Annotated in this window: 12 protein-coding genes; 2 read left to right on the forward strand and 10 right to left on the reverse strand. The window is 66.4% G+C overall.

The window, feature by feature from the left end; all coding sequences use genetic code 11:
- Nucleotides 1-136: 136 nt before the first annotated feature.
- Complete coding sequence (locus JQ573_RS29375) at nucleotides 137-619, forward strand: CinA family protein (RefSeq protein ID WP_212311778.1); 483 nt, start codon at nucleotides 137-139, stop codon at nucleotides 617-619.
- Nucleotides 620-1063: 444 nt separating this feature from the next.
- Here the strand turns inward: JQ573_RS29375 and JQ573_RS29380 are convergent, their stop codons facing one another.
- The 3 genes from JQ573_RS29380 to JQ573_RS29390 all read right to left on the reverse strand — a co-directional run bounded on the left by JQ573_RS29380 (nucleotide 1064) and on the right by JQ573_RS29390 (nucleotide 5078).
- Nucleotides 1064-2386: an HlyD family type I secretion periplasmic adaptor subunit gene (locus JQ573_RS29380; protein ID WP_249132505.1), complete on the reverse strand. Its 1323-nt coding sequence runs from the start codon at nucleotides 2384-2386 to the stop codon at nucleotides 1064-1066.
- Nucleotides 2383-4134, reverse strand: coding sequence for a type I secretion system permease/ATPase (locus JQ573_RS29385; protein ID WP_212311779.1), 1752 nt, complete (start codon nucleotides 4132-4134; stop codon nucleotides 2383-2385). Before JQ573_RS29385 ends, JQ573_RS29380 begins: the two co-directional genes overlap by 4 nt.
- A 149-nt stretch (nucleotides 4135-4283) precedes the next feature.
- Complete coding sequence (locus tag JQ573_RS29390; protein WP_212311780.1) at nucleotides 4284-5078, reverse strand: acyl-CoA thioesterase domain-containing protein; 795 nt, start codon at nucleotides 5076-5078, stop codon at nucleotides 4284-4286.
- 67 nt (nucleotides 5079-5145) lie between these two features.
- Between JQ573_RS29390 and JQ573_RS29395 the strand changes: the two genes are divergently transcribed.
- Nucleotides 5146-6099 carry a LysR substrate-binding domain-containing protein gene (locus tag JQ573_RS29395; RefSeq protein WP_212311781.1) on the forward strand — a complete coding sequence of 318 codons (954 nt, stop codon included), beginning with the start codon at nucleotides 5146-5148 and terminating at the stop codon, nucleotides 6097-6099.
- On the opposite strand, the gene JQ573_RS29400 is transcribed toward JQ573_RS29395, so the two are convergent.
- The 7 genes from JQ573_RS29400 to JQ573_RS29430 form a co-directional block, all read right to left on the reverse strand.
- Entirely contained in the window at nucleotides 6096-7073 is a 978-nt protein-coding gene (locus JQ573_RS29400; protein ID WP_212311782.1) for an ABC transporter ATP-binding protein, read from the reverse strand. The two genes, JQ573_RS29395 and JQ573_RS29400, sit on opposite strands and share 4 nt — an antisense overlap.
- On the reverse strand, nucleotides 7070-8482 hold the full coding sequence (locus tag JQ573_RS29405) for an amidase (protein ID WP_212311783.1): 1413 nt from the start codon (nucleotides 8480-8482) through the stop codon (nucleotides 7070-7072). Before JQ573_RS29405 ends, JQ573_RS29400 begins: the two co-directional genes overlap by 4 nt.
- Complete coding sequence (locus JQ573_RS29410; RefSeq protein ID WP_092119665.1) at nucleotides 8479-8670, reverse strand: hypothetical protein; 192 nt, start codon at nucleotides 8668-8670, stop codon at nucleotides 8479-8481. Before JQ573_RS29410 ends, JQ573_RS29405 begins: the two co-directional genes overlap by 4 nt.
- A complete protein-coding gene (locus tag JQ573_RS29415; RefSeq protein WP_212311784.1) occupies nucleotides 8667-9740 on the reverse strand; it encodes an ABC transporter ATP-binding protein in 1074 nt (357 codons plus the stop codon). Before JQ573_RS29415 ends, JQ573_RS29410 begins: the two co-directional genes overlap by 4 nt.
- A gap of 3 nt (nucleotides 9741-9743) precedes the next feature.
- On the reverse strand, nucleotides 9744-10622 hold the full coding sequence (locus JQ573_RS29420) for an ABC transporter permease (RefSeq protein WP_212312904.1): 879 nt from the start codon (nucleotides 10620-10622) through the stop codon (nucleotides 9744-9746).
- Nucleotides 10623-10633: 11 nt separating this feature from the next.
- On the reverse strand, nucleotides 10634-11587 hold the full coding sequence (locus JQ573_RS29425) for an ABC transporter permease (RefSeq protein ID WP_176528672.1): 954 nt from the start codon (nucleotides 11585-11587) through the stop codon (nucleotides 10634-10636).
- Nucleotides 11588-11785: 198 nt separating this feature from the next.
- Nucleotides 11786-13438, reverse strand: a complete 1653-nt coding sequence (locus JQ573_RS29430) for an ABC transporter substrate-binding protein (RefSeq protein ID WP_176528671.1) — start codon at nucleotides 13436-13438, stop codon at nucleotides 11786-11788.
- Nucleotides 13439-13585: the final 147 nt, after the last annotated feature.

The raw sequence follows: 13585 nt of genomic DNA on the forward strand, positions 1-13585 counted from the left end.
CGGGCGCCGCTTGGTTCTTGTCCGATATTCAATCAGGCCAGGCTGCGGTCCGCAACTCGGCAGGGGCCGGTGTGGTGTGCTAGGAAGGCAGAACGCCCCACGGGATTTTCATGGCAAGCAACGAGAAAGAGCGCCGATGAACGCACTCATATCCATCGCCGAACAGGTCGCTGCGAAGCTGATCGCGAACAAGCAGACGATTGCGGTCGCGGAATCGTCCACCGGCGGGCTGATCTCGGCGTCGCTGCTCGCCGTGCCCGGCGCGTCGGCCTATTTCCTCGGCGGCGGCGTGATCTACACCCGCGATGCGCGGCGCGCGCTGATGGACATTCCCGACGACGCCATGCGCGGCCTCCGCTCGTCGTCGGAACCCTACGCGCAACTGCTGGCACGCCAGATCCGCGAACGCCTTTCGACCGATTGGGGATTGTCCGAAACCGGCGCCGCCGGCCCGACCGGCAACCGCTACGGCGATGCCGCCGGCCACAGCTGCATGGCGGTCGCAGGTCCCCGGCAACAGGTGATCACGCTGGAGACTGCCAGCGGCGACCGACAGGCCAACATGCAGGCGTTCGCGAAGGCGGCGCTGGAGCTGCTGCTGAAGAATCTGGCGCAATAGTTTTCCGCCGTCGTCCCGGGCAAGCGCAGCGCGACCCCAGGGACCCATAACCACGATGCCATCGTTCAAGAACGCTGCGGCCACAGCGTTGCGCCGCAATGATCTGCGGTGGTTATGGGTCCCTGCTTTCGCAGGGACGACATGGGGAAAGAGCCCGCTCTGGGTTAAGGGACCGTAGCCCGGATGGAGCGAAGCGCAATCCGGGGCAACTGTATCTGCCGCGTAACCGTCCCCGGATTTCGCGGAGCCTGTCATCGGGCGCGCGTTCGCGCGACCCGTTGGCTTCGTCCGGGCTACAACTCAATCTCACCCCGTCATCCTGAGGCGCGAGCCTCTTCGGCGAGCCTCGAAGGATGCACGGCAACCAGCCGGGCCGTCGATCCTTCGAGACGCGCTTCGCGCTCCTCAGGATGACGGGGCAAAGATGAGTGGCCTAGAAAAAACTCACTTCTCGCGGAACGAGCGCATGAACTGGTCGCTCAGCGGCTTCATCAGGTACGACATCATGGTGCGGTCGCCGGTCTGGACGAAGGCTTCCACCGGCATGCCGGGGATGATCTTCACCTCGCTGCCGAGGCGCGCGACTTCTTCCGGCGGCATCGAGACGCGGATCGTGTAGTAGCTCTGCCCGGTGCGCTGGTCGGTGTTGACGTCGGCGGAGACGCGGGTGACGACGCCGTTCAGCTCCGGCGTGGTGCGCTGGTTGAAGGCGGAGAGCCGCAGCACGGTCTTCTGTCCGACCTGGAGCTTGTCGATGTCCTGTGGATTGACCTTGGCCTCGACCGATAGGTCATCGGCCCTGGGCACGATCATCATGATGGCATCGCCCGCGGTAACGACGCCGCCGACCGTGTGGACGGTCGATTGCAGCACCACGCCGTCCTGCGGGGCGCGGATATCGATGCGGCGGAGCTGGTCTTCGGCGGTCACCTTGCGCTCGACGAACTCGCCGATCTTGTCGTTGGCCTCGCGCAGGTCCTTGGAGACCTCCGAGAGCATGTCCTTGTCGACCTGGATGATCTGCAGCTCGGTCTCGGTGATCTTGCCCTTGGCCTGGGCGCGCGACGCAATGTACTGCGCGCGCTCGCCGGAGAGCCGCGCCGCGTCGCGCTCCAGCGTGGTGAGGCGGGTGAGCTGCACCAGATGCTGCTCATACAGCTGGCGGACGCCGACCAGCTCCTGCTGCACCAGTGCGATCTCCTTGTCCTTGGAGGTTTCCTGCGCCTGCAGGCCGGCGATTTCCTCGTTGAGCTGGGTGACGCGTTCGCGCAGCTGCGCCTTCTGGCCGGCGCGGCCGTTGACCCGGACCTCGAACAGCTTGGTTTCGTTCGCCATGATATCGCGGACGTCGGGATCCCGCGCCTGCTCGGTGAGCTGCGGCGGATACGCAATCTTGTCGAGGCCCTGCTGCTCGGCCTGGAGCCGGGCCGCACGCGCATAGAGACCGTTCAGCGTCTTGACCACGATCGCAAGGCTCGCCTTCACGACGGTCTCGTCGAGACGCACGACGACGTCGCCCGCCTTGACCGTGTCGCCGTCGCGCGCCAGGATTTCACCCACGACGCCGCCGGTCGGATGCTGCACCTTCTTGACGTTGGTATCGACCACCACCGAGCCCGGCGCGATCAGCGCGCCCGAGATCGGCACCGTCGCGGCCCAGCCGCCGACGCCGACGCCCAGAACCAGGACCACGACGAGGCCGACCACGAGGTGCTTTCTGATCGAAGCATGTGCGTTGCGCGGCTGATCGGTCATGCGATCGCTCATGACTTGGTCGCCCCCGCGTCGGCGACGATCTTGATCGGTGTGGGCGCCGGCGGCGCGACGCGCTGCAGCACCTGCGCGAGCACGGTCTCCTTCGGCCCGAAGGTCTGCATGCGGCCGTCCTTGAGCACCAGCAGCTGGTCGACGCCCTCGATGCCGATCGGCCGGTGTGCGACCACGATGACGACGGCGCCGCGCTCGCGGGCGCCACGCACGGCGCGGGTCAGCGCCTCGTCGCCTTCGCTGTCGAGATTGGAGTTCGGCTCGTCGAGCACGATCAGGAACGGATTTCCGTAGAGCGCGCGCGCCAGCGCGACGCGCTGCGCCTGGCCGGCGGAAAGCGCAGTGCCCTGCTCGCCGACCTGGGTGTCGTAGCCCTCGCGCATCTTGATGATCATCTCATGCACGCCGGCCTCCTTGGCCGCCGCGATGATGCCGTCGGACTTGGCGTCGGGATCGAACCGGCAGATATTCTGCGCGACCGTGCCGGCGAACAGTTCAACGTCCTGCGGCAAATAGCCGACATGGCGGCCGAGCTGGTCCGATGACCACTGATCCAGCGCGGCGCCGTCGAGCCGTACCTTGCCGCGCGCCGGCACCCAGACGCCGACCAGCGCCCGGATCAGGGACGACTTGCCGGACCCGCTCGGGCCGATCACGCCGACGCCGCTGCCGGCTTCGACGGCGAAGGTGACATCCTGCACGATCGGGCGCTGGTCGCCCGGCGCAACCATGGTCACCGCCTCGACCGAGAGCTTCTTCTGCGGCGCCTGCAGCAGCGTCTGCTCCGGCCGCGCCGGAATCTGCTGCAGCAGGCGGTTGAGGCGCTGCCAGCTCTGCCGCGCGGCGACGAAGCTCTTCCAATGCGCGATCGCGAGATCGACCGGCGCCAGCGCCCGCGCGCTCAGGATCGAGCCGGCGATGATGATGCCGCCTGTGGCCTCCTGGTGGATCACGAGATAGGCACCGACCGCGAGCACGGCCGACTGCAGCATCATGCGCAGCACCTTGGCGACCGCACCGAGCCCGCCGCTCACGTCGCTCGCACGCTGGTTGCCGGAGAGATACTCCTCGTTGGCTTCGTTCCAGCGCTTGTTCATCCGCCCGGCCATGCCCATCGCTACGAGCACTTCGGCGTTGCGGCGACTGGAGGCGGCGAGATCGTTGCGTCGCGCCGCGAGCGACATCGCTTCCCTGGCCGGCGTGCGCGACATGTATTCGGTGATCAGCGTCAGCGTCACCAGGATGACAGCGCCGACCAGCGCCGTGACGCCGAGCAGCCAATGGAACGCGAAGCAGATCAGCATGTAGAACGGCAGCCAGGGCAGGTCGAAGAACGCGCCGGGACCCATGCTGCCGAGGAAGGATCGCACATTGTCGAGGTCGCGCAGCGGCTGCAGGCCCTCGCTGCGATTGCCGGCCATCAGCGGCAGCCGCACGATGGTGTCGAACACCCGCGCATTGAGCGCTTCGTCGAGCGAGGTGCCGACGCGGCCGAGGATTCGTCCGCGCAACAGATCGAGCATGCCCTGGGCCATGTAGAGGACCGCGGCGATGACGACGAGGCCGACCAGGGTCGGAACGCTGCGGCTCGGCAGCACGCGGTCGTAGACCTGCAGCATGAACATCGAACCTGTCAGATAGAGCAGGTTGATCATGCAGCTGATGAGGCCGACGCCGATAAAGGCACTGCGGCATGCGCGCAGCGCCTCAGCCAGTTCGGAACGCCGGACAGCGGGCGCGACTGCCATAAAAACCGATCTCTGCAAATCAAAAGGGCTACGTGATCACCACGTTGTATAGACGTTTGCGACCACCGTCCAATTCAAGTCGCGCCGACCAAAGCATGGTTCGCGGCCTATTTTTGTGATGCCACAGACAGTTGAAGGAATAATTAGCGTTAGCCCGCCGCGGAACCCGGGCTTGAGGCAGGTGCGCTTCCTGGAAAGGGCACGAGAATGACCGACATTGAGACCCGGCCGATCTCGCCATCCACATCGAGCAATACCCCGCTGCCGACGCCAAGCCCGGCCTCCGGGCGCCAGCGGGCCTCGGCGCGAATACCGATCCACGCGCCCCGTGGCGGCCTGAACAGCTGCACCGCGAGGTTCGGATTGGGGTCGGCCACCACGTTCTGCACTGGGCGCGCGATGCCGTGGGTCCAGTCGGCCGGACCGAGCACGCGCGCCAGCGGGCCGGCATCCGCGATCACGCTATGATGCATACGAAACCAGGCGACGTCGCCGCCGGCACGGGCTTCCATCGCGTCCATGAACCAGCTGCGGCCGTGGACGGCGTGCGGGCTGCGCAACGGAAAGACCGTGGGATCCACCGGGTCGGCTGCGCTGCCGTGAAAACCGGGGACCTCGACCGCACGTTCGCGCGACAGCGTCACGCGCACCGTCGCACAGGGCTGCTCCTCGCCGGCCGGCCACAGCGTGTTGTCGACGACGCTGACCCGGCCGCCCTCGGTCACGACGGCGACTTGCGTGCGCAATTCCGCCATCGGCGTCGGCCGCAGGAACCAGGCTGACGCCGATATCGCGGTGCCCCAGTTGCGCGGACCTGCCATCGCCTCGACCTCGGCGGTCAAGAGGCTTGCGACCGCTCCGCCCTGGAGGCCAGCGAACGGCCCCGCCGCCAGCGCGGCGGGCTTCCAGTGATGCGGCGTGGCGAGAGGTTCGAAGATGGCCAAGGCGGATGATATCTCCTGAGGTGAGCAGGATTGAGCGTGGGAGCAATCTGATCCAAGAATAGCGACCATGACAAAAGGCCATTCATCACTTCAGGTGAACAGGATTCATCCATGGGATGCCCCGGATCCACGGGCCATCCCACCGCTGCCGGCGCTGCTCGCCTTCGAGCGCGCGGCAACCCAGCTCAGCTTCCGCCGCGCCGCGCGCGACCTGTCGCTGAGCCCGTCGGCGATCAGCCATCAGATCCGCGGACTGGAGCAGCAGTTCGGCACCAAGCTGTTCGTCCGCGGCGCGCGCTCAGTGCGGCTGACCGCGGACGGCGAGCGCTATCTTGCAAAGGTGTCGGCCGCGCTGGCGACGCTGCAGGAGGCGAGCCGCGACATGCTGCGGCAACGCGGCGAGACCAGCGGTGAGCTGTGGATCAGCTCACTGCCGTTCTTCACCAGCGCCGTGCTGCTGCCGGCGCTGCCAGAGTTCAAGCAGCGCCATCCACAACTGACGCTGCGGATCGAGGCCACGCACCAATATGCCGACTTCAACGGCTCGCGCGTCGATGTCGCGATCCGCTACGGGCGGGAACATGCCGCCGGGCTGAAGGTCGAACCGCTGGTCCAGGTCAAGGGATTGCCGGTCTGCACGCCGGCGATGGTCAAGGCGGGGCTTCGGAGCCCCGCGGACTTGTCGCGCGAGGTGCTGATCCATGTCACGACGCAACCGCGGGCGTGGCCGGCCTGGCTGAAGGAGGCCGGGCTGCCGCATCTCGCCCCGCGCGGGCATCTGTGGCTCGACAGCGTGCCGGCGATGCTGGAGGCCGCCGAACACGGGCTCGGCGTGGCGCTCGCTATGGCGCCCCTGATCAAGGCCCGGCCGGGCTTCGGCAAGCGGCTGGTGGCGCCGTTTGCGTTCGAGGCCGCGCATCACGAGACGATCTACCTGATCTCCCGCACCGAGCAGGCACGAGACCGGCGGATCGCGGCGGTGCGGCGCTGGATCGCCGACGCAGTGGAGCGGGCAAGCTAAACCGCGGCGACTGCCGGTTCTGCGAGAACGCAGCGCGCCAGATGCCCGGGCGCGGTTTGCACGCTGAGCGGCAATTGTTCACTGCAGCGCGGCTCGGCGAACTTGCAGCGCGGCGCAAACGAGCAACTGGCCGGCGCGTGATCGAGCGAGGGCGGCGTGCCCGGAATGGTCTCGAGCCGCTGACCGCGCATCGCGCCGTGAATGGTCGAGGCCAGCAGGCCCTTCGCATAGGGATGAACCGGCGTGCGCACGATATCGCGCAAGGCGCCCTGCTCCACGATCTGGCCGGCATACATCACCGCGACCCGGTCGCAGATCTCGATGGCAACGCCGATGTCGTGAGTGACGAAGATGACCGACATCCCGAACTCGCGCTGCAGCTCGCGCAGCAGCAGCAGGATCTGAATCTGCACGGTGGCATCGAGCGCGGTGGTCGGCTCGTCCGCCAGCAGGATCTTCGGCTTGCAGGCCAGCGCCAGCGCGATCATCGCACGCTGGCGCATGCCGCCCGACATCTCGTGCGGATAGGAGTCCAGCCGTCGTTTCGCGGAGGGGATCCGCACCACTTCGAGCATTTCGAGCGCGCGCGCCGTGGCGTCGCGCTCGCTCTTGCCCTCGTGACGCATCACCGTTTCCGCGATCTGGCGGCCGATGGTGTAGACCGGGTCGAGCGCCAGCGCCGGCTCCTGGAAGATCATCGAGACGGTCTGTCCGCGGAATGCGGACAGCGCCTCGTCATCCATCGCCAGCACGTCCCGGCCGAGCACACTGACGCTGCCGGTGATCTGCGTGCGCTTCTTCGGCAACAGCCGCATCAGCGCGCGCAGCGTCACGCTCTTGCCCGAGCCGGACTCGCCGAGCAGCCCCAACACCTCGCCCTCGCCGAGCTGTAGGCTGAGGTCGTTCACGGCATGGACCGTGCGATCTCCGGTGAAGCGGATGCTGAGGTTGTTGATCTCGACGAGATTGGTCATGCGAGCTTGGGCACCCTGGCGTGGAAGTCGGTCGCGCGCTGGAAGGCGGCGCCGATCCGGACCAACACCGCTTCCTCGAAGGAGCGGCCGATCAGCTGCATGCCGACCGGCAGGCCCGCCTTGGTGAAGCCCGAGGGGATCGAGAGCGACGGCAGGCCGAGATAGTTGACCGGGCGGGTGAACCGCGTCAGCCGCTGGATCACCGCTTCCGCGCCCGGGCTATTGCCGACGTCGCTCTCGGCGATCGTCGGGGCCGGCACCGGGGCCGACGGCGCGATCACCGCATCGACACCGCTGACCGCCGCATTGTGCGCGGCGAGTGCGGGGCCGCGCCAGCGCATCGCCTCAAGGTAGGTGACCGCGGGAATGGTGAGACCATTCTGCAGCCGCATCAGGACCTGCGCGCCGTAATCCCGCGGCCGCTCGATCATCCAGCGCTTGTGGTAGGCCGCGGCCTCGGCCGCGAGCACCAGTTGCGACGAGGCGCTGAGCTGGCGCTGATCGGGCAGCTCGACCTTGACGATCTCGGCGCCTTCCTTCTTCAAGGTGGCCACCGTCTCATCGAGGATGCGCGCCACCTCGCCATCGAGGTCGTCGACATAGAACGCCGTCGGGACGCCGATCTTGAGACCTTTCAGCGACTGCCTTGTCGCCGCCAGATAGTCCGGCACCGGCTGCGTCGACGCCGTCAGATCCTCGGGGTCGGCGCCGGCCATCAGGCCGAGCAGCAGCGCGCAGTCCTCCGCGGTCTGCGCCAGCGGGCCGACGGTATCGAGCGACTGCGACAGCGGCATCGCGCCGGCGCGGCTGACGCGGCCGACCGTCGTCTTGAGGCCAGTGACGCCGCAGAAATGCGCGGGCATGCGGACCGAGCCGCCGGTGTCGGAGCCGAGCGCGGCAAAGGTGAGCCGCGCGGCGACCGCCGAGCCCGAGCCCGACGACGAACCACCGGTGATGTGCTCGACGTTCCAGGGATTGCGCACCGCGCCGTAATGCACGTTGTGGCCGGTCGGCCCATAGGCGAACTCGACCATCTGCAGCGAGCCGAGCCGGACCTGCCCGGCATCCTTCAGCCGCTGCAATGCCGTCGCGGTCGTCTTCGGCACGAAGTCACGGCGGATCAGCGAGCCGCAGGTCACGACCTTGCCGGCCTCGTAATACATGTCCTTGTGCGCCAGCGGCACGCCGTGCAGTGGGCCGCGGCTGTTGCCCTTGGCGAGCGCGGCATCGGCCTCGGTGGCGGCGGCAAGCGCCTGTTCGGATTCGATCGCCATATAGGCGTTGAGGCGCGGCTGCCATTCCGCAACGCGATGCAGCACGGCGCGCGTCACCTCATGCGAGGAGACTTTCCTGTCGGCAATCGCCTTGGCGACCGCGGTCAGCGTCATCAGGGCTGGCTCGGTGCTCATTTCGACACCTTCTGTGCCAGCAGGAAGCTCGCGGGTTCGAGATCGAACGGCAGCGTGCCCGAGATCGGTGCGAAGCCGTCGAATGCGGGGCCGATCGAGTTGGCGATGCGGGTGGCGACATCGTCATCGGCAGGCACGTCGGCGACGTGCGCGATCACCTTGACGTCTTTGGGAGTTGGTCTGGTCATGCCGCGTTTTCTCCTTTTGCTTTTGCCGGCGCGCGGCTGTGCCCCGAGCCAGGAATGGCCATGTAGCACGCCGCTTGATGGCCCATTGTATCGAGATCGCTGAGTTTTGGCGTGTCGTTTGCGCAGAGCGGCTCCGCAAACGGACAACGGGTGTGAAACCGGCAGCCGGCCGGCGGATCGATCGGATTGGGCGGATCGCCCGAGATCGGGGGCACCTCGGTGCGCCTGTCGGGATCGGATGACGGCATCGCCGCCAGCAACGCGCGGGTATAGGGATGCGCCGGCGCGTCCCAGACCGCGTCGACCGGGCCGAGCTCGACGACTTCGCCGAGATACATCACAAGCACGCGATCGGAGATGTAGCGGACCACGTTGAGATCGTGGCTGATGAACAGATAAGTCAGGCCGAATTCGCGCTTCAAGTCGGCGAGCAGATTGAGCACCTGCGCCTCGACCGATTTGTCGAGCGCAGAAACCGCCTCGTCGAGAATCACGAGCCGCGGCGACAGCGCTAGCGCGCGGGCGATGTTGACGCGCTGGCGCTGGCCGCCGGACACTTCGTGCGGATAGCGGTTGGCGAAGATCTCTGGCCGCAGGCCCACCTTGCCGAGCAGCTCGCGCGCCAGCGTCCGCGCCGTGTCGTCGGCCATGCCGTGGACTTTGGGTCCGAAGGCGATCGACTCCTCGATGGTGAGGCGCGGGTTGAGCGAGGCGTAGCTGTCCTGGAACACCATCTGCACGCCGCGCCGCAAATCGCGCAGCGAGAGCGCCGGGCCGACCTGCCGGCCGTCAAAGATGATGTCGCCGGCATCGCGCGCCATCAGGTGCATCAGCAGCCGCGCGGTGGTCGACTTGCCGCAGCCGGATTCGCCGACGATGCCGACGGTCTCACCGTTCATGACCGCGAAATTGACGTCGTCGACGGCACGCACGGTCTTGCGCGGGCTGAACAGCCCGCCGCGCACCGGGAAGTGCTTGGTCAACCCCTTGACCTGCAGCAGCGGCTGCGCGGCGCCGCCGATATCGGCGACCGGCTCCAGCATATCGACGGGGATATTTGCCTCGCTCATGCCTTAGTTCCTGATGTCCATGGCGCTGCGCATGCCGTCGCTGAGCAGATTGAAGCAGATCGAGACCGCGAAGATCATCGCACCCGGCAGCGCCGCGACCCATGGATTGACATAGATCGCGGTACGCAGCGTGTTCAGCATCAAGCCCCATTCCGGCTCCGGCGGCTTGGTGCCGAGCCCGAGGAAGGAGAGACCGGCCGCGAGGATCATCGACACCGAGATCAGGCCGGTGGCGTAGACGAAGATCGGGCCGAGCACATTGCCGAGCATGTGCACGCGCATGATGGTGAAAGGACCGGCGCCAGACGCGCGCGCCGCCTCGACGAAATCCATGTTGCGGACACCGGTGGTGACGCTTTCGGCCACGCGGGTGATCTGCGGCACGAACACGATGGTCAGCGATACGATCGAATTGGTGATGCCGGCGCCGAGCGCTCCCGAGATCGCGATCGCCAGCAGCACCGACGGAAATGCGTAGAACACGTCGACGGTGCGCATGATCGCGGTGTTGAGCTTGCCGCCGACGTAACCGGCGACGAGGCCGAGCGAGGTGCCGATCATGAAGGCGAGGATCACCGGCAGAATGCCGATCACCAGCGACAGCCGTCCGCCATAGATCAGCCGCGCCAGCATGTCGCGGCCGAGTTCGTCGGTGCCGAGCGGATAGCCCGGCGTGCCGATATGGCGGAGACGGCGGATCATCGAGCCCTGATAGGGATCGGCGAGATGCAGCCATGGCGCCAGCAGCGCGGAGGCGAAAATCAGCACCAGGATGGTGGCGCAGGCCATGCTGACCTTGTCGCGCCTGATGCGGCGCCCAACCGTCGCCCAGTAGCCGCGTGCCTTGGTCACGGGGGCGGCCTGCAATGCAGTATCTGACATCGCACTCATGGCTAGCTCCGCTTGATGCGCGGATCGATCGCGGCCTGCGCGATATCGACCAGGAGATTGAGCAGCACGAAGAACAGCGCCAGCACCAGGATCGTGCCCTGCAGCAGCGGAAGATCGCGCTGGAAGATCGCCGAGTTCAGCAGGAGCCCCGAGCCCGGCCAGGAGAACACGGTCTCGATCAGGATCGAGCCGCCGAGCATGTAGCCGAGTTGCAGACCCATCACCGCAAGCGCGGTCGGCGCCGCGTTCTTGATGACGTGGCGGAACACCCCGGTCTCGCGCAGGCCCTTGGCGCGCAGCGCCTCGACAAAATCCTGGCTCAGGATATCGCCGGTCAGCGCGCGCACCGTGCGGGTGACGATACCCATCGGGATCACCGAGGTGGTGATCGCGGGCAGCACCAGATAGCGCAGATGCTCCCAGTCCCATGCCCAGGCGCCGGAGCCGCCGGGACCTGCGCCGACCGCGGGCAGCCAGTTGAGCTGCACCGAGAAGATGATGACCAGCACCATGCCGAGCCAGTAATGCGGCAGCGAGACGCCGGCGATGGCAACTGACGTCGCGACCTTGTCGACCCAGGTGTCGCGGAAATAGCCGGCGATCAGCCCGAACAGCAGGCCGAGCGTGAAGCCGATCATCGCGGCCGCAATCGCCAGCATCACGGTGTTGCCGACCGCGCGCATCACTTCCGACAGCACCGGCCGTCCCGTGGCGATCGAATTGCCGAGATCGCCATGGATCGCGCGCCACAGCCACAGGCCAAACTGCACCGGTAGCGGGCGATCGAAGCCGTAAGCGCTGCGCAATTGCGCGGCGAGCTCCTGCGAGGCGTCAGCCGGCAGCACCGCGACCAGCGGATCGCCGGGCGTGATGTGCACCAAGAGGAAGCACACCAGCGCAACGCTGAGCACGATCGGAATGACGTAGACGATCCGTCTGGACGTATAGGCGAGCACGTTGGGTTCTTTCTTCCTTCTCCCCTTGTGGGAGAAGGTGGCGCGCAGAGCGCGCCGGATGAGGGGTTCTATCCGCGGATACAGTCATTTCATTTCAGCGAGGAGTGCCCGCGGAGACAACCCCTCACTCGGCTTTGCTCTCGCGAAGCCACCCTCTCCCACAAGGGGAGAGGGTACCCAAGAGCGCCGCGGGTTATCTCACGGCACAACCGAGACCGGCGAGAAGTCGACGAACCAGCTCTTCGGCTGCACAAAGCCCTTGACCTTCGGGCTCATCGCACGCGGCGCAACGTCGTGAGCGACGTACAGGAACGCCGCATCATCGACCGAGGCGGCGTGCAGTTCGGCGAGCGCAGCGTCGCGCGCCGCCGGTTCGAAGGTCTGGCGGGCCTTCTTCACCAGTTCGTCGAACTTCGGATTGTTGATGAAACCCCAATTGTTCGAGACCGGCGGCGCCATGCCCGATTGCAGGAAGCGCACCAGCGCGAAGAACGGATCCATCGCCGCATAGGTGACGTTGGTCGCGTTCGATCCGTTGGCCGACGGATCCTTGGCGCCGCGCCGCCAGTTGGTGAACAGCGTATTCCACTCAATGACGTCGAGCTGCACATCGAAGTAGCACTCGGCCAGAGCCTGTTGCAGATACTCGTTCATCGGCAGCGGCAGCATCTGGCCCGAACCCGACGCCGAGGTCTGGATCTTGACCGTCAGCTTCTTGTTCGGACCGAAGCCGGCCTCCTGCATCAGCTTCTGCGCGGCCGGCTTGTCGTATTTGATCTGGAAGGTCGGGTTGCCGCGCCAGGGATGGCCGGGCTCGAACGTGCCGGTGGCCGGCACCATCAGCCCCGCGAGCAGGCCGTCACGCAGCCCTTCGCGATCAACACAGAGATTGGCGGCCTTGCGGACGCGGATGTCATTCCACGGCGAGCCCTCGACGCGGGAGAACTGCCACGGCCAGACATGCGGCTCCTCATTGGAATAGAGATTGAAGCCACGCTGCTTGATTTCGGGCAGCGCGTCGGGCGCCGGCGCCTCGATCCAGTTCACCTGCCCCGACAGCAGCGCCGCAGTGCGCGCGTTGGCCTCGGGCATCGGCAACAGCACCATCTTGTCGGTCTTCGGCACGCGGGCCTTGTCCCAGTAGTTCTCGTTCTTCACGAGCTCAAGCCGCTCGCGCGGGGTGAAGCTCGACATCTTCCAGGGGCCGGTGCCCGAAGCGTCCTTGGCGAACGCGGCCCATGCGGCCTGCGACTTCGCCTTGGCGTCGGCACCTTCGGCCTTGTCGTAGAATTGTTGCCACTTGGCCGGGCTCGCCATGAACAGATTGGTGAGGTTGATCGGCAGGAAGCTGTCCGGCTCCTTGGTGGTCAGCTCCACCGTCATGTCGTCGATCTTGCGCGCGGAGACCAAGGTCGGCATGCGCGAGGCGGTAACGCCGACCTGGCTCGCATCGTATTGCGGCGCGTCCTGCTTCAGCACCTTGTCGACGTTCCAGACCACGGCGTCAGCATTGAACGGTGAGCCGTCGTGAAAGCTGACGCCGGGACGCAGCTTGAAGACCCACTTGGTCTTGTCGGCATCGTCAACCTTCCACTCGGTGGCGAGGCCCGGGATCATCGCGCTCGCCTTGTCCGACGACGACAGGTCCCACATCGTCAGCGCGTCGTACATCGTGAGCCCGGTGAAACGGTTGCCCTCAAAACCCTGGTCGGGCTGCCCGAGCGTGCGCGGAATATCGGCAGCCGTCATGCCAATGCGCAGCACGGTCTCGGCGCTGGCGATCGCCGGCACACAGTTGGCGATCGCAAGCGCCAGCATGATCGCCGTCGCATTGGTCTTCCTGTTACGCATCTGAGCAACCCCTTCGAAGTCTGGTGACGTTTTAGTGATTATTTCTTGGGCAAGCGTATGCAATGCCTGTGCCAAGGGGAATAGTTCTTCAGCAAATAACCGCTGGGCGCGTCATTTCTTCCCACCTCGCGCCCCAACCGTGCGAAG

This window comes from Bradyrhizobium sp. AUGA SZCCT0105 (assembly GCF_018129565.1).
GTDB lineage: Bacteria > Pseudomonadota > Alphaproteobacteria > Rhizobiales > Xanthobacteraceae > Bradyrhizobium.

Excerpts from the sequence above, each read along its gene's own strand:
- JQ573_RS29375 (WP_212311778.1), top strand. The coding sequence starts at position 137 with ATGAACGCACTCATATCCATCGCCGAACAGGTCGCTGCGAAGCTGATC.
- JQ573_RS29380 (WP_249132505.1), bottom strand. The coding sequence starts at position 2,386 with ATGAGCGATCGCATGACCGATCAGCCGCGCAACGCACATGCTTCGATC.
- JQ573_RS29385 (WP_212311779.1), bottom strand. The coding sequence starts at position 4,134 with ATGGCAGTCGCGCCCGCTGTCCGGCGTTCCGAACTGGCTGAGGCGCTG.
- JQ573_RS29395 (WP_212311781.1), top strand. The coding sequence starts at position 5,146 with ATGACAAAAGGCCATTCATCACTTCAGGTGAACAGGATTCATCCATGG.
- JQ573_RS29400 (WP_212311782.1), bottom strand. The coding sequence starts at position 7,073 with ATGACCAATCTCGTCGAGATCAACAACCTCAGCATCCGCTTCACCGGA.
- JQ573_RS29405 (WP_212311783.1), bottom strand. The coding sequence starts at position 8,482 with ATGAGCACCGAGCCAGCCCTGATGACGCTGACCGCGGTCGCCAAGGCG.
- JQ573_RS29410 (WP_092119665.1), bottom strand. The coding sequence starts at position 8,670 with ATGACCAGACCAACTCCCAAAGACGTCAAGGTGATCGCGCACGTCGCC.
- JQ573_RS29415 (WP_212311784.1), bottom strand. The coding sequence starts at position 9,740 with ATGAGCGAGGCAAATATCCCCGTCGATATGCTGGAGCCGGTCGCCGAT.
- JQ573_RS29420 (WP_212312904.1), bottom strand. The coding sequence starts at position 10,622 with ATGTCAGATACTGCATTGCAGGCCGCCCCCGTGACCAAGGCACGCGGC.
- JQ573_RS29430 (WP_176528671.1), bottom strand. The coding sequence starts at position 13,438 with ATGCGTAACAGGAAGACCAATGCGACGGCGATCATGCTGGCGCTTGCG.